The following is a 15154-nucleotide window of genomic DNA, read 5'->3' on the forward strand; positions in this document are numbered from 1 at the left end:
GGTCAATTTCAATGATTTTATAGCATTTATCAGTTTCGCTGATAAAGGACAAAAAACAACAAAAACCCTCCTTTTCAAATCAAGGACGGTTTTTGTTTTATTTTTAATTTGGCGGCCAGCTCAAGTTGAAGTTGAAAGTGGAATATAGTCACTAAAATGATCTCCAAGAACTCTGCTTTTATCTCCGTATACTCTGTCCAAGTGATTCTCTCCCCATAGACATATGCGGTCAATGATATCCTGTAGTGTCAGGCCATATTCGGTCAGCTCATACTCTACCTTGGGCGGAATCTGGGGATGGATGATTCGATGGATGATTTCATTCTTTTCCAAATCACGAAGCTGCTGGGTTAAGACCTTCTGGGTAATGCCAGGAATGGCTCTACGAAGTTCGTTGGTTCGTTTTTTACCTGATATCAGCTGATGCAGGATAAGAATCCTCCATTTTCCACCGATCAGTTCCAGCATCGCCTGCACACCACTCTCATATTTTTTCATTTCTTGTTCCACTTGTACTCCCCCATAATTCACATATATGTATACCTATTATTAAAAGTAACCGAAGAACCTCAAGGTATCTACAGCACTCAAAGGTGCGTACTTCTCAAGAAGATGTCATGAATCTTATAATAACATTGGTCAGAATGTTTAACCAAAAAAAAGAAAAAAGGATGGTTACTCCTACATGAAAGTTAAACTGGTCGTTACTCACCCAAGACAGGATTCCCTAACATTTGCCGTGATGAATCGTTTTATAGAAGGTATGCAGGAGAATTCCCATGAAATTGATATCCTCGATCTCTATCATGACGGATTCGATCCATTTTATGGTGTAGAAGATGAGCGAGACTGGCAAAATCCCGATAAACAGCATGCCCCTGTAATTCGCAAAGAGCTGGATCGTGTGCTTGCGGCTGATGCCATTGTATTTGTTTTCCCGATCTGGTGGTATAACGTTCCCTCCATGCTCAAAGCTTATCTGGACAAGGTATGGAATATGGGGCTGTTAAACAAGGCAAACTCCAAAAAGGCACTGTGGATTGCATTAGCCGGGGGGACGGAGGCTTCATTCCATAAATACGACTATTACAACATGATTTCCAACTATCTGAATAACGGAATCGCGGGTTATGCAAGAATGCAGGAATCCCGAGTCGAATTCCTCTATGAAACCATTTCAGAATCCAAAGAACATATCGAAAGCTTGCTGGAGCAAGCATATCAAATCGGCAAACATTACAATTAACAATTCGCAGATATTACAAATAACAATTCGCAGACATTACAGATAACAACTGCAATACGATAGGAAGTTACTCGTTCGTTGAGCAGCCTATTTTGCCCCATCGCGGGCGTACAATCAAGAAGACTTACTCCAACCTGGGTTTCAGGTCAAAGTAAGCCTTCTTTTTCATACGCTACGATTCTGGTGTATCATCACTTATTCCATACCAGTTTGCTCATCATCGCATATAACAACGTAGCCGATTCAGCTCGGGTCGCTTCAGCAAGTGGTTTCACCTCACCGTTGTACCCGTGGGCGATGCCCAGATCCACAAGTAATGCCACACTATCACGGGCATAGGAGCGAATCTCGGAAGCGTCGCGGAAAGAAGTAAGGTTATCTATTGCAGCCTTATCGGAGTCAACCAGTCCAGCCGCTGCAAGTGCCCGAACTGTCAATGTCATCATCTCCTGACGAGTGATCGTGGACTCTGGCAAGAAGCGCCCGTCACCGGTACCACTGGTGATACCTAGCGAACGCGCAGCTGTAACTGCTTCGTAGTACGGAGCCTTTTCGTTTACATCAGAGAACGCATTCCCGGAAGAAACAGTCAAGCCCAGCGCAGTCATCAACCATTGCATGTATTGGCCGCGGGTCATCTCCTGTTTTGGATGCAACTGTGTGGAATCACCGCTTGCCTCAGCATCAAATACGCCTCGGACAGCCAATGCCTCCATCGCTCTCTTCGCCCACTGCACTTCTGCAAGATCTGCGAATGTCTGCTCCACAGACACAACAGCATAATTTCCTGTGAGTGACGTTACGGATAATACAAGCTGCCCGCTTTTTTGATCGTAGTAACTTTGCGGCAATGGGCTTGCCACACCGTTCGCGCCAATGGCAAATGCTACAATTCGATCCTGTTGCGTATCGTCTGAAGATTGGTAAGGCAGACGAAGGTTCAACCCGCTTTCCGATGGCCATCGTTGACCATCCAGTTGAAGTTCAAGCTGGACTCCATATTGCGTGCCAAGCTGATCTGCAACTGTTTGTGGCAACTCCGTTCTGACCAATCGGATGGATGCGATCCCATCACCAACGATATCCTTCGTTAAAAGTGTCGCAGGAAGCTCCAATGTCCCCAGTTCCGTAACGATGTTGAACACATGCGGCTCACCTTGATCTTTCAACGCAGAGGCAGGCAGAGACACTCCATACGCAGTTGCTCCTGAGACTGGCTTCAGCCGAAGTTCGACCAAGCGCTGACCTGCATCCATTGAGGGGGCAACTTTAAAAGCCTCTTTAATCGTTGAAACATCCACATTGGACTGCACTACACCCTTCTGGTCAGATTGTCCCTGCAACTCCAGAACAGAACGGTCTTTCTCCGGTTTAGGATGCAGTACCGCATTCTCTGTACCTGGACTACCACTTCCTGATTGTCCACCATTGTTGCCTGAACCAGAACCATTACTTGGATTCCCTCCGGAATTGCCTCCTGGACTACCGCCCGAACCAGGATCAGCGCCTCCAGGGGAAGGAACAGATGCAAGCACCTTCACCGTCAAAGGGACAGTCAAGGCTCTAGTGTCGTCAGAACTCCGGGTAATTTCCAACGCAAGTAGTACTGTTGTTTCCTTAGATGGCGGGACAATCGTTCCATCAGTCTGAATGACGGACGGTAACGAACTTGAAGCGATCTTCACCGTGAAACCTTGCGGTACGGTTGGTAATTTCAGTTTTTTCGCACCTGCGGAAGGCTGTTCCAGTGCCGTAATGCCTGTAGCTACATCGGTAGCAGTCTGCTGAACCGTATGCACCTGATAAGCGGATGATACACCTCTCACGGATTGCCCTGTCGCATCCAAAGCTTCCACCTTGTAATAATATTCCGTGCCGGGGTTCAGTTCACTGTCCGTGTACTCCCGTCCATTGCCGCTATAGACCACCTTGTACTCACCTTGCTCGCGATCTGAGCGGTAGAGCTTGTAGCTTGCTGCACCAAGATGAGCATCCCAGCGAAGCGTTACGCTTGTTGAATCCAACGCATTAGCCTTAAGGCCAGCACTGCCATTAACAGGTGGCGTAGTATCAGGCTTAACGATCATAATCCAGCTAATCATCGGGTCCTGCGACGCGGTGTTGCGTACGGTCAACTCCAGCTTGTTGTCAGACACACTAATGCCTTTATGAGTTCTAACGCTCGCAGGTGTAAAAGTAACTGCACCGGTATTGGTGCCATTGATGATGAAATTCGCTCTGCGCGATGTATTGGTCCATGGATCGTTGAATCCGGCGTATACATCGTATGTCCCGTTTGGCGCATCAAATCTATAGGTTAAGTCCGTGCCTTTAGGTGAATTGCTGACATTACCACCGTTCAGATAACGCACGGTCGACAATATATCCCCGCCATTCGAGCCGGATGACAGCGCATCTGGGCTTACATAACCCCAATCGCGTCCCTCTGCCGGAGCATACATCTGATCCGCCGTTTCCGGGTTGGCAAGCGTTCCTTTCATATACGCACCCATAAGATTGTAATCAGCCGTTTCGTAACCTCCGCTGTTCACGAAATAAAGTGCATTCTCTGGAATGACGGTTACGCGAACAGCCTGCTTTTTGTTACCAAATTCCGGTGTCGTCACCTGCAGCGTGATTGGCCCTGGCTTGGCAAAATCATCTGCCGTCATGGCCCGGTTATCAATTGTCCAGACTGCTGGCGTTGGCACCAGTTCACCACCGTCACGCACATTCACTGTGGTTGGCAGGGATGGCACTTTGCCAAGCGCCACAGCTTCCGGCAACGGATCAGCGATATCCACCTTGCCCATCGAATTCAGCAGATCCGGTGTCCAGCTGTTATACCACTTGATCGCGATGTCGGAGCCTATTCCAAACTCAATGGGCAAGAACACGTATTTTGCAGCATCATTCGAGAAATTGCCACCATTCCACGTATCCCCCACGTAAATGAATTTCCCTTTTTTCGGATCGACCGGTATGACGGAAGTAGTCTGTGTGCCAAATGCCTTGCCTGGATCGGGATCAGTTGGCAACGTGCGCACGAACGGATTGGTCTGCGTTGACCACGGGCCAAAAATGTTATCCGCCACCGTCACTTTGTTTTCGTTAGGGGCCCAACCGGAAGCTCCGGAAGTCAAAATATAATATTTCCCCTGATACTTGAACATCGCCGGTGCTTCACGTTGCCCTCCCGGGAATACTCGCACGTAATCTACGCCGTATTCCGCCTGATAGGTGGAATCTCGTACCGGATTGCCTTTGTCATCCGTTCGTCCTTCCTTGTGCCACCCTGTTACGTCACTATAGTCTTCATTCAGTTTGGAGATATATAACGTCAGGTTTTCTTCGCTGGAGTAGATCAGATAACCGGTGCCATCATCATCCTTGAACAACGTCATGTCACGTGCCATGCCCTTATCGCTTGGGAAATAATCTTTCTCCCCTTCGGGAGCTCTGTCCATCCGGTAACTCTTCTGATACACAAAAGGCCCTGTTGGAGAGTCGCTGATCGCATAACCGGCCCGTGCCTTACCGTAATTCGCATTATCGTTATAGGGGTCCTTGTCGCCGTCCATGTGGGCCCACATCACGTATTTCTTCGTTTTGTCGTTGTAGATGACCTTTGGTCGTTCAATGATCCGTCCTTTGCGGATATCTGCCCAGATATCCACGCGGTCTTCACGCCCCGCATACAATTCGGAGATCAACGGGTCATTGTCAAAATCATCCATCGATTGAAGCGTCGTCAGAGCCATGCCCTCGTCAGTCCAGTTCATCAGATCCTTCGATGAATACACACGCACACCAACAGCTGGCCAGCCGCCCTTATGATATTCGCCATACCAGTAATAAGTCTCCGTCTGTTCATCATAGAAAAAGCCAGCCCCATGCGCATCAATCGGCTTCCCGTCCAGATCTGGCCACAATTGCCCTGGTGTAATGCTTGTGCGAACTGTGGCAACACCGAGCGGCGCAGATGCTGGAGAATCAACTCCATCCACCGTCGCTTGGATGATGTAAAAATATCCCGTGCCCATCGTCAGACCGCTATCGTTAAACGTGCTTTCATTGCCACTATAAACCTGCTGATACGTACCCGTAGCACTGGTAGACCTCGAGAGCGTATACGTTACATCAGATCCAGGCAGGACATTCCACCCCAGAGAGATTGATGTGTCCGTAACAGCTGTGGCAACGAACTCTGCTGGAGAGTCAATGGAGTATGTCGTGGCTTCTGCAACAGTGACTGCTGACTCTCCAGCTGCATTAAAGGCGGTTACATGATAGCTATAGCTGTTGCCCGGCTCAAGTGCCTGATCCGTGAATGTAAGCCCAGTACCTTCGTAAACCTGCTCGTATTGATTGCTGCCAACCTCAGCACGGATCACGCGATAACCAGTCGCCTTATCCACAGCGGGCCAGGACAGCTGCACACTTGTCGCATTAAGTGCTATAGCCTTCAATTCAGCCGGAGCCTGTGGGGCTGCCGCAGTCGTCCGTACTTCCAGCGGAGCAGTCCATAATGATTCGGTTAGGCCTCCGTATTCATAAGCGAGCTTGTAATAATACACCGTATCCCCGCTTAATCCTTCATCAGTGTGTTCCAAAGTTGCGGTATTGGTTACCAGGGAATAGCCACCTTCAGGCATAGAGGAACGGTACAGGCGATAGGCTGATGCACCTACGATTTCAGACCATTGCAGTGAAACCGAAGACGCCGTCTGCTCAGCAATGGAGAGCTGAATATCGTTCCCAGGCGGTTGCTCGGCAATGATCACGTCATCTGCATGTACCGACTGCCACTTATTTCGAATGCCCACAGTACCTAATTCGTATGTAGGATCGACCAGATCAAATACCAACCGATCGGAGCCACTTTCGGCGATATACCCGCGAATGGTGGTACCTGATAACACCACTTTGAGTGTGTACCATGTATTTTTGGCAAACGCATAGTCCACCGTGTTCAACGTTGTGTCTGATCCGTTCACCCGTTTGGAGAAAACGAGTTTATTATTGGGAACCTGCATTTGAAAATAATAATAGTTGCTCTTATCCTGAAACCGTGGCAATATTCCCGGATACCCCTGACCGGCTCCCGTGTAAAAGCGCATGGACACGGTCATGTCCGACATGGAGTCTCCAGTAGAGATGATGCCTTCATTGGTATCACTCTGGAAAAGCGTGGAGTTGGACGCATCTGTCGGGTCAGCGAGCACTTCCCAGTTGCCTGAGATTACGTTCCACACGGGTGATTCCGTGTAATTCCCATCCGAAAAATCGTCCTGCAACAACGTGGCGGGTATACTGCTCAGATCGGCATACGCCTTACTCGGCAACATCAACGGCCCGGAAGACAGCGCAAGGGTTGCAGATAATATAAATATCATGGGTTTCCTGAGTTTATCCAATGTTCATTCTCTCCTTTGGCGTGAAAGATGAAAGCATGGTTCTTGAAGGCGCGGTGTTGTTGTTCAGGCTATCCTCAGCAGCCGGTGGTCAGTAACGAACTCTTGTCCACCTCCTCATTTTGATGAAACCGGTTTCATTGGAGTGCAAAAAAAGACCCGTCTTCCCTTCTAAGTGCAATGATACCCATACGGAATACCGTGTTTTCTTTGCCCCTATGCAGTGAAACAGGTTTCTATTATATAAATGTAATCGCTTTCTTGAATTATATTATTGCCATATTCAAGCTGTCAACTGTGAATTGGGCTCAAACATTTTTCATTAAAACCACACAAAAAAAGCGCGAGTTCTGCCTGTTTTGCAGGCAAAATTCGCGCCTTTTCTCATGCTTCGAGCTTGTTCGCAAGCTCGCTCGTATTGTATTACCTTAGAATACTTTTGTTGTCCACGACTCACAGTTCCACGTCTCCGTAACGACATCACGGTAGAATTCCGGTTCGTGGGAAATCAGAAGAATACTGCCTTTGTAAGCCTTGAGCGCACGTTTCAACTCTTCCTTGGCATCAACGTCCAGATGGTTCGTCGGCTCATCGAGTACAAGCAGATTGGTTTCGTTATTGATCAGCTTACAGAGACGCACTTTGGCTTTCTCGCCACCACTTAGTACAGCTACCTTGCTCTCAATGTGTTTTGTAGTCAAACCACATTTTGCAAGTGCAGCACGTACCTCGAATTGGGTATACGAAGGGAACTCCTGCCAGATCTCTTCAATACATGTATTGTAGTTGACATCCTTCATCTCTTGCTGGAAGTAACCGATCTCCAGATGTTCACCGCGTTGAACGGTTCCTTCCAGCGCCTGAATTTCACCCAGAATACTGCGCATCAAGGTTGTTTTACCGATTCCGTTCGCACCAACAAGGGCAATCTTCTGTCCACGCTCCATACGCAGATCCAGTGGTCTGGACAACGGTTCGTTGTATCCAATTACAAGACCTTTGGTTTCGAAAATGAGCTTGCCGGATGTTCTTGCATCACGGAAGTTGAACTGCGGTTTTGGTTTCTCCTTGGCAATCTCGATGACATCCATCTTGTCGAGTTTCTTCTGTCTGGACATCGCCATATTACGTGTAGCTACACTTGCTTTGTTACGCGCTACAAAATCCTTGAGGTCAGCAATCTCTTGTTGTTGGCGCTTGTACGCCGACTCCAGTTGCTGTTTTCTCATCTCATGGACTTCCTGGAAGTGATCATAATCGCCCACATAACGAGTTAGATTCTGATTCTCCATGTGATAGATCAAGTTGATTACACTGTTCAGGAACGGAATATCGTGAGAGATCAGAATAAATGCATTTTCATATTCCTGCAAATAACGTTTCAGCCATTCAATATGCAATTCATCCAAATAGTTCGTAGGCTCATCGAGCAGCAAAATATCGGGTTTTTCCAGCAGCAGCTTGGCAAGCAGGACTTTGGTACGCTGTCCACCACTCAGGTCATTGACGTCTTTATCCAGACCGATATCCGTCAGACCCAGACCACGTGCGGTTTCATCCACTTTGGCATCGATCATGTAGAAATCCTGGTTTGTCAGTGTATCCTGAATCGTACCCACATCTTCAAGAAGTTGTTCGAGTTCCTCCGGGGTAACATCGCCCATTTTGCCATACATATCATTCATTTCCTGTTCCATGTCGAACAAATACTGGAACGCGCCACGAAGTACGTCACGGATCGATTGGCCTTTATTCAATACAGCATGCTGATCCAGATAACCAACACGCATCCGTTTGGACCACTCCACCTTGCCTTCATCCGGCTGAAGTTTTCCTGTAATAATGTTCATGAAGGTGGATTTACCTTCACCATTAGCCCCGATCAGACCAATATGTTCGCCCTTCAACAGGCGGAATGAAACGTCGTTAAAGATAGCACGGTCACCAAAACCGTGACTTAATTTTTCTACATTTAATATGCTCATTCATGACACCTTTTCTATATAGACTTAATTCTTTGTATATTATAAGCGTTATATCCTGCACAACTCAACGCCATATTAAAAATTATTACACCTTTTTGTCTGAAATTTGCCTTATATGAAAGTATGAGTTAAAATTTTGCCTTAACGAATTACTACTATAATAGAACGGAGCTCTTCGAAGAGCATCAGGTGAACAATATGATTGAAGTGAAACAATCCAAGTTGGGTGATGGTGGTGAGTTTAACCGCGGGGTATTTGCTACCGTTGATATTGCCAAAGGAACGCTTATCCATCAGGCACCCGTTGTGCCTTACCCAAATGAAGATCATGAGCATGTCGAAAAAACGATTTTGGAAGATTACGTGTTCGAATATGGAGCGAATCATACCGCCATTCTGCTCGGCTACGGCAGTCTGATCAACCATTCCTATGAACCTAACGCTACCTATGATATCAATTTTGATAACCACACCTTTGACTTCTACGCGTATACAGACATCAAAGCTGGCGACGAAATCGTCATCAATTACAACGGTGAGGAAGACAGTATGGACCCGTTATGGTTCCTGGATGATTATGAGGAGCGTATGCTGGAGTTCAATAAGTCCAATGATGATGAGGGTGAAAAAGAGACTGAACCCCAGTCCCTGGATATGGATACGAGTAAATAAACGTTTAACTAAAAAGTTTGCAAGGACTGTCGTTGTAAATGCGAAAAAACTTGTGCGCCCCGGTGAATTGTAAAATGAGTAACTGGAGACTCTTCACAGTCCAAAGTTTAAACACAAGAATAAGCAAGTCCTCCGTTAATGGAAGACTTGCTTATTCGTTTTGTCTTGCTTTCTAAGCTAGATACACCTGTTCATGTTTCATTGTTTATCGTGCATCTTAACTTGTTTTAATCCGTAATCGGCGGATCTGTATGCAAGTCTTGATCGGGTGTCGTGGATCTCCACTTGGTAAAGGCTACCTCGAACCCTGCACGCTTTGGTGAACACAGAAATGGACCTGCGTGTTTGTTCGTCGGATAGGCAAAACGTGCAACCCGAATCGTACGCCAAGGATGTTCATCTGTGCGAGCACGAATGACAACGGCCTCATTACTGTAGGAGGCTCTGATTGTTACGATTCGTCCACCCCACTCTGGCACAGGAGAGAGTGACCAATCCGAATACGTATCCGTCACGACAGCTCCAACATGTGCCACGCCATCATTAACCTCAACTCCGGCCTTGATCCATTGGTCTTCTCCGTACCATAACATTAGTCCCGCCTGATCATATAATTCGGTGAATGAGCTTAGATCAAATGATACCTCAATCGCTTCCGTCCCGTCCCATGGAGCAAGCATGGCATGTCCATCCCGATGACAGAACCCGTAGAATGTGTTCTCCCAGAAGTCACTGCCTTCCTGAGCTTCCACAACGAAACGATCCCCATCCATCCGTACAGCAACGGGTTCCTTAGTCCACTTGCCTTTATGAAGCCCAATAAAATCCGATGACATTACTGTTTTCATCCTTCCTTCCGTCCCAAAGGGGAGTTCATCATCACTTCCAAATTAAAGAACCCAGGTCCGATGCAGCCGTAGGATATGCAAAATTCATGGTGTCTAACTGATCGATAGTCAGATTGAACTGAATCGCCATTGCAAAAAGGTTGATCAATTCTTCTGTTTTGCTTCCGAGCACATGCGCGCCCAGAATACGCCCGGTTGATTTGTCGATCACCACTTTGGCCATGGCAAATTTTTCATGAGTTCGCTTGTAAGTATACCATTTCGACATATCATTTACCTGCACCTCGTAGCCCTCTTTTTTGGCTTGTTCCGTGCTCATACCTACAGCTCCAAGGGCAGGGACAGTAAACACAATGGAAGGCATCACTCAGATCACCAGTGGCAGTGCGGACTTGTCGTGCATGGAGCAGGGCGCATTCCCAATGTGGATGGACTGGAATTGTGCAAGGATGCCTGAAGTTACAGCAAACCAGCCTGTTTAAGGTACTCTCCTGCAACCTGCTCAGGATTGGCTCCATCTACGTTCACGTCATAGTTCATCTGACGCATCTCGTCATCCGTAATTTTGCCAGCAAGCTGATTCAGCACCTCAACCAGTTGTGGATATTGATCTGCCGTCTCTCTACGAAGCATCGGCGCGCCTTGATACGGCGGGAACAATTCCCGATCATCCTCCAGCACAACGAGTTCATACTGTCTCAACTCACTGTCTGTGGAGTAGGCATCTACGAGGTTGATATCGCCCCGCTGAAGAGCACCATAGCGAAGCTTGGGTTCCATTGTCGCCACGTTCGGGAATTCAACACCATATTTCTTCTGTATGCCAAGGTATCCGTCTTCCCGATCCGAGAATTCCAGCGTGAATCCTGCCTTTATTTGCTGTTCCACCGGTTTGAGATCCGAAATGGTCTTGAGATTGTATTGATCTGCGATGCTTTGTGGAACGGCCAGAGTATACGTATTGTTATAATCCATAGGGTTCAGCAGCACCATGTTGAACTGGCTTAACATTCCGTCTCTGGCTTGTTCGTAGACCTCTGTTCGATCCGTACTCACTGCTGTTTCCTTCATGAATTCGGAGATCGCTGTCCCGGTGAATTCAGGATAGATGTCAATATCACCTGAGTTGAGTGCATTGAAAAGGAATGGCGTTTTGCCTAATCCGGGTTTTAGTTCAACGGTCAGGTCTGTATCTTTTTCGATCAGCAATTTATACAGGTTAATCAGAATCTCCGGTTCCGCCCCCAGTTTTCCGGAAATCACGAGATCCTTCTGCCCTCCACGTGCCAAGAAGGGAATGGTAATCACAAGTATCGCGATCAGAGCCAACGAACCCAGGGTAACCAATGTTTTCTTGAAGGATAACCGCTGGAATTGACGCAATAGTACATCAAACAAAATTGCCAGCAAGGCGGCCGGAATGGCTCCAAGGATAATCAGCGCCGTATCGTTCCGATCAATGCCCAGCAAGATTAATGCACCCAAACCTCCTGCGCCGATCAAGGCAGCAAGTGTCGCCGTTCCTACAATCAGGACCATCGCGGTCCGAATTCCGGCCATAATGACAGGCATCGCCAGTGGCAGTTCCACTTTGATTAGACGTTGCCAACTATTCATGCCCATCGCATTTGCCGCTTCGACCATGGAAGGGTCAACTTCGGATATGCCTGTGTACGTGTTGTGGAGGACGGGCAGCAGCGCATACACCACCAATGCAATAATTGCAGGAAGTGTGCCTATGCCAAATAACGGGATGAGCAATCCGAGAAGCGCCAAGGAAGGTATCGTCTGCAACACAGCCGAAACCCCAATAATCGGTTCAGCGACTTTTGGCTTGCGTGTCAAGTAAATACCTAGCGGAATAGCGATGAGGACAGCAAAGAACAATGCGATAAATGAGATCTGAATATGTTCCAGTAGAGCTGACAACAACTGACCTTTGCGCTCACTGAACACCTCCGTGAATCTACTCATGTCCTTCACCTCGCTCCTGTAACTGACCAGACCAATATTTCATCAGATCAACTCGACTGATCTCGCCAATAATCTGGCGGTTACGTTCAACCAGCAGATGGTCATGGGAAGACATGATATCAACTAATTCCGTTAACGTAATAGATGCAGGAACGGCAGTTTTAGCTGATTTTGGCACATGACCCGGTGAGAGTGGTGACATGATGGATTCGAGATCAAAATCAGATTGTGAACTCGTATCGACGTTAGGACTTCCAACAAATTCACGTACGAAGTCATTAGCCGGCTGTCGGATCAGTTCTTCCGGGGTGCCTACCTGCAGTACTTCTCCATCCTTCATAATGCAGATGCGATCCCCCAGCTTCATTGCTTCCTGAATATCATGGGTGACAAACACAATCGTTTTTTTCATCTGACGCTGGATATCCAGAATATCGTCCTGTAATTTCTCGCGGCTCATCGGATCGAGAGCACTGAACGGTTCATCCATCAATACAATCTCGGGATCAGCAGCGAGTGCACGCAACACACCAATTCTCTGCTGTTGTCCTCCAGATAACTCAGATGGTTTACGCTCACTGTACGTATCTCCGTGCAAACCCACCATGTCCAGTAACGTATGTACACGCTTCTTGATTTGATCTGACTTCCATTTTCGCAGTTCAGGAACAACCGCAATATTTTCGGCTATCGTCATATGCGGGAATAGTGCAATCTGTTGCAGCACATATCCGATATTCCAGCGCAATTCGTGAATGTTGTATTCATCAATTGGGCGTTCATTAATACGCACTGTTCCATCTGTTCGCTCAATCAGGCGATTGATCATTTTGAGCATGGTGGTTTTGCCACATCCACTTGGACCAATCATGACAAACAATTCTCCCTTGTTAATGTTGAGGTTAACCTGACGCAAAGCCGTTGTTCCATCAGGATATTGTTTCGATATATTTTCGAACTGAATCATTCGCTCTCTTCGCCCCTTTATCTAGGGCGTGTCTGAAAATCTGCTTCCTTCGGAGTTTTCAGACACGCCCTAACATTCATCCTCATCTATTTCCCCAAAAGTGTGTTCGTATAATCACTGCTTTCCTTAGTGTCCCTGGTTAAGGAGAAATCCATATCCGAATCAACGATGTCAACATGCTGGTAGACATGCAGAAAGACGGGCACTAGGCACCGTCTTCTCATTGAATATGAAAATATTTCTTTTATTATTTCCCTACTTCCATATGATTCTGAATAAATTTCTCGAATGAAATCGGGTTATTCCCCGTTATTTTTGTCACCGTATCAGTAGTTTGATCTTCTCTCCCCTCCTCCCGGATAGGCACATCCAGTCCTGCGAGGGCAGCAGCGTATTCTTCTGACATTCCCATGCGAATCATGCTGTTCCTCAATTCATCATCGGACAAAGATTCATGCTGGATGGACTGACCCAGTACACGGCTCAAGACGTCTGCAATCTGTCCATAGGACAACCTCTCCGGCCCTGTAATGATATGCTCCGTATTATGAGGAACAACATCTGTCAGAGCATGGAAGGCCATCGCCGCGATATCATCTGCACTAACAAATCCAATTTTCCCGTCACCCGTAGCACTGTATATTTTCCCGAGATGTTTCGTCGTCTCCCGATGCGGTCCCTCCGTAAAGTTCTCCATAAAATAGGAAGGCTGCAATACAGTCCACTCAGGAGCATGGGCTTTTAAATATTGATGTACTTTGCCAAATATAGGACCATCTTGATCAATTGAAGCACTGCCAAGCAAGACAAATCGCTTAACGCCGTTCCACAATGCTTCCTTGATGAACGGAATCATGACGTCTTCTGGGGTCATGTCCATGACTGGCACGACTTAGGGTCATCTGTACAAAATCTCGCAGCGCTTCTGCACTTGCACCGCTCTTCGCCGTAAAGGTCAATGAGAGTCGGGAATAATTCAGAAAACGGGCAAGCCCGGGCAATTCTTCCTCTGCGTGCCTCAATTCGCCACTCCTCTGGCCTCGTAACAGCGCAGTATGAAAAACATCTTCCATTTGTTGGTTAGTGGTTTGAATAAAAGCTGCAATTTCGTGATTTTGTGGTGCCTGTTCAACCACACTATTAATGATGAAACATTCATTACGACGTTCGTCGTCTGTCAACACGTTAACCGCTTCGTTGAACAAGTCTGTCAAGCCTTGCCTCACACTTGTGCATTCGTTTAATAGTCTGATCCCCGCCTCTGTCTTATGCTGAATATAGAATTTAAGAGCAGAGACAAATAAATCATGTTTAGTTCCGTAGGTGTCATACAGGCTTTGCCGAGCAATGCCAAGTTCGCTCAGCAGTAAGCTCAAAGATGTACCTTCATAACCGTACGCTCCAAATACAGACGTTGCTTTTCTTAGAACGGTTTCCGTGTCAAACTCCTTGGCTCTTCCCAATTTCAGACCTCACCTCCCTATTCATTAAATAAAGAATACTCTTTCCAGACTGATCAGTCTGGAAAATAAATGCTTTGATTTTTGCCAAAGTGGTATAATGTGAATAGAAGCTACATGAATTCTTTTACCACTTACAACCATGACCACATATAAAGGAGTGCACCTATATGTATATTCAAATTACTGATTTGGCTGCAAAACGATTGACGGAAAGCCTGAATGACCAACCCGGATATTTCAAAGTGATCTATGACTTGGAAGGTTGCGGATGTAACGGAGTTATCGCGATTATCATTGTTGATGAACTCGCGGCTCTCGACGCACAGATTGAAACCAATCTGGTACCATTCTATGTTGATCCAAAACAGCAGCTGAACCTAGAACAACACATGAAACTGGATACAGAAGAAAATTATCCTTCTTTCAAATTAAGCAGTGATTCCGGTGTGCTCAGCGGTAATGTTCGCGTTCGTGACACCCGGGCAGTAACAGCGGGAAGCTCCGGTGGATCTGACGCCTGCATGTTGTAACACAGTTTCCAGCATGAATTAACAACACGCTCTTCACAACAAAAGCCGTTGCATC

The 15154-nt window shown here is 46.9% G+C and carries 12 protein-coding genes; 3 read left to right on the forward strand and 9 right to left on the reverse strand.

The features are described from left to right. Positions 1-120: 120 nt before the first annotated feature. A complete protein-coding gene (locus J7E78_RS04430; RefSeq protein ID WP_311516927.1) occupies positions 121-510 on the reverse strand; it encodes a winged helix-turn-helix transcriptional regulator in 390 nt (129 codons plus the stop codon). Between the two features lie 175 nt (positions 511-685). Here J7E78_RS04430 and J7E78_RS04435 point away from each other — a divergent pair, with 175 nt between their 5' ends. Further along, on the forward strand, positions 686-1246 hold the full coding sequence (locus J7E78_RS04435) for an NAD(P)H oxidoreductase (RefSeq protein WP_215075124.1): 561 nt from the start codon (positions 686-688) through the stop codon (positions 1244-1246). Positions 1247-1437: 191 nt separating this feature from the next. On the opposite strand, the gene J7E78_RS04440 is transcribed toward J7E78_RS04435, so the two are convergent. Next, the gene (locus J7E78_RS04440) at positions 1438-6663 is read right to left on the reverse strand and encodes an S-layer homology domain-containing protein (RefSeq protein ID WP_215075125.1); all 5226 of its coding nucleotides are present in this window, start codon (positions 6661-6663) and stop codon (positions 1438-1440) included. Positions 6664-7088: 425 nt separating this feature from the next. Continuing rightward, positions 7089-8645, reverse strand: coding sequence for an ABC-F family ATP-binding cassette domain-containing protein (locus J7E78_RS04445; RefSeq protein WP_215075126.1), 1557 nt, complete (start codon positions 8643-8645; stop codon positions 7089-7091). Positions 8646-8843: 198 nt separating this feature from the next. Here J7E78_RS04445 and J7E78_RS04450 point away from each other — a divergent pair, with 198 nt between their 5' ends. Next, positions 8844-9317 (forward strand): SET domain-containing protein, encoded by a 474-nt coding sequence (locus tag J7E78_RS04450; protein WP_215075127.1) that lies wholly within the window; start codon positions 8844-8846, stop codon positions 9315-9317. A 227-nt stretch (positions 9318-9544) separates the two neighbouring features. Here the strand turns inward: J7E78_RS04450 and J7E78_RS04455 are convergent, their stop codons facing one another. From J7E78_RS04455 to J7E78_RS04480, 6 genes are all read right to left on the reverse strand, one after another. Then, on the reverse strand, positions 9545-10165 hold the full coding sequence (locus J7E78_RS04455; protein ID WP_251034812.1) for a DUF1349 domain-containing protein: 621 nt from the start codon (positions 10163-10165) through the stop codon (positions 9545-9547). 31 nt (positions 10166-10196) lie between these two features. Continuing rightward, on the reverse strand, positions 10197-10529 hold the full coding sequence (locus tag J7E78_RS04460) for a hypothetical protein (protein ID WP_397330457.1): 333 nt from the start codon (positions 10527-10529) through the stop codon (positions 10197-10199). A 95-nt stretch (positions 10530-10624) separates the two neighbouring features. Next, on the reverse strand, positions 10625-12139 hold the full coding sequence (opuFB, locus tag J7E78_RS04465) for an osmoprotectant update ABC transporter permease/substrate-binding subunit OpuFB (RefSeq protein WP_215075128.1): 1515 nt from the start codon (positions 12137-12139) through the stop codon (positions 10625-10627). Further along, positions 12132-13106, reverse strand: a complete 975-nt coding sequence (locus tag J7E78_RS04470; protein ID WP_215075129.1) for an ABC transporter ATP-binding protein — start codon at positions 13104-13106, stop codon at positions 12132-12134. The genes opuFB and J7E78_RS04470 overlap by 8 nt, the downstream gene beginning before the upstream one ends. Positions 13107-13353: 247 nt before the next feature. Beyond that, positions 13354-13962, reverse strand: coding sequence for an NmrA family NAD(P)-binding protein (locus tag J7E78_RS04475; protein WP_251034814.1), 609 nt, complete (start codon positions 13960-13962; stop codon positions 13354-13356). Beyond that, complete coding sequence (locus tag J7E78_RS04480; RefSeq protein WP_251034815.1) at positions 13922-14569, reverse strand: TetR/AcrR family transcriptional regulator; 648 nt, start codon at positions 14567-14569, stop codon at positions 13922-13924. Before J7E78_RS04480 ends, J7E78_RS04475 begins: the two co-directional genes overlap by 41 nt. A 167-nt stretch (positions 14570-14736) precedes the next feature. Here J7E78_RS04480 and J7E78_RS04485 point away from each other — a divergent pair, with 167 nt between their 5' ends. Beyond that, on the forward strand, positions 14737-15099 hold the full coding sequence (locus tag J7E78_RS04485) for an iron-sulfur cluster biosynthesis family protein (protein ID WP_215075131.1): 363 nt from the start codon (positions 14737-14739) through the stop codon (positions 15097-15099). Positions 15100-15154: the final 55 nt, after the last annotated feature.

Origin of the sequence: Paenibacillus polymyxa (genome assembly GCF_018614975.1) — a bacterium.
Taxonomy (GTDB): Bacteria; Bacillota; Bacilli; order Paenibacillales; family Paenibacillaceae; genus Paenibacillus; species Paenibacillus polymyxa_E.

Coding starts and splice junctions, on each gene's coding strand:
- J7E78_RS04485 (WP_215075131.1), top strand. CDS start 14,737: ATGTATATTCAAATTACTGATTTGGCTGCAAAACGATTGACGGAAAGC.
- J7E78_RS04460 (WP_397330457.1), bottom strand. CDS start 10,529: ATGCCTTCCATTGTGTTTACTGTCCCTGCCCTTGGAGCTGTAGGTATG.
- J7E78_RS04450 (WP_215075127.1), top strand. CDS start 8,844: ATGATTGAAGTGAAACAATCCAAGTTGGGTGATGGTGGTGAGTTTAAC.
- opuFB (WP_215075128.1), bottom strand. CDS start 12,139: ATGAGTAGATTCACGGAGGTGTTCAGTGAGCGCAAAGGTCAGTTGTTG.
- J7E78_RS04445 (WP_215075126.1), bottom strand. CDS start 8,645: ATGAGCATATTAAATGTAGAAAAATTAAGTCACGGTTTTGGTGACCGT.
- J7E78_RS04475 (WP_251034814.1), bottom strand. CDS start 13,962: ATGATTCCGTTCATCAAGGAAGCATTGTGGAACGGCGTTAAGCGATTT.
- J7E78_RS04470 (WP_215075129.1), bottom strand. CDS start 13,106: ATGATTCAGTTCGAAAATATATCGAAACAATATCCTGATGGAACAACG.
- J7E78_RS04455 (WP_251034812.1), bottom strand. CDS start 10,165: ATGAAAACAGTAATGTCATCGGATTTTATTGGGCTTCATAAAGGCAAG.
- J7E78_RS04435 (WP_215075124.1), top strand. CDS start 686: ATGAAAGTTAAACTGGTCGTTACTCACCCAAGACAGGATTCCCTAACA.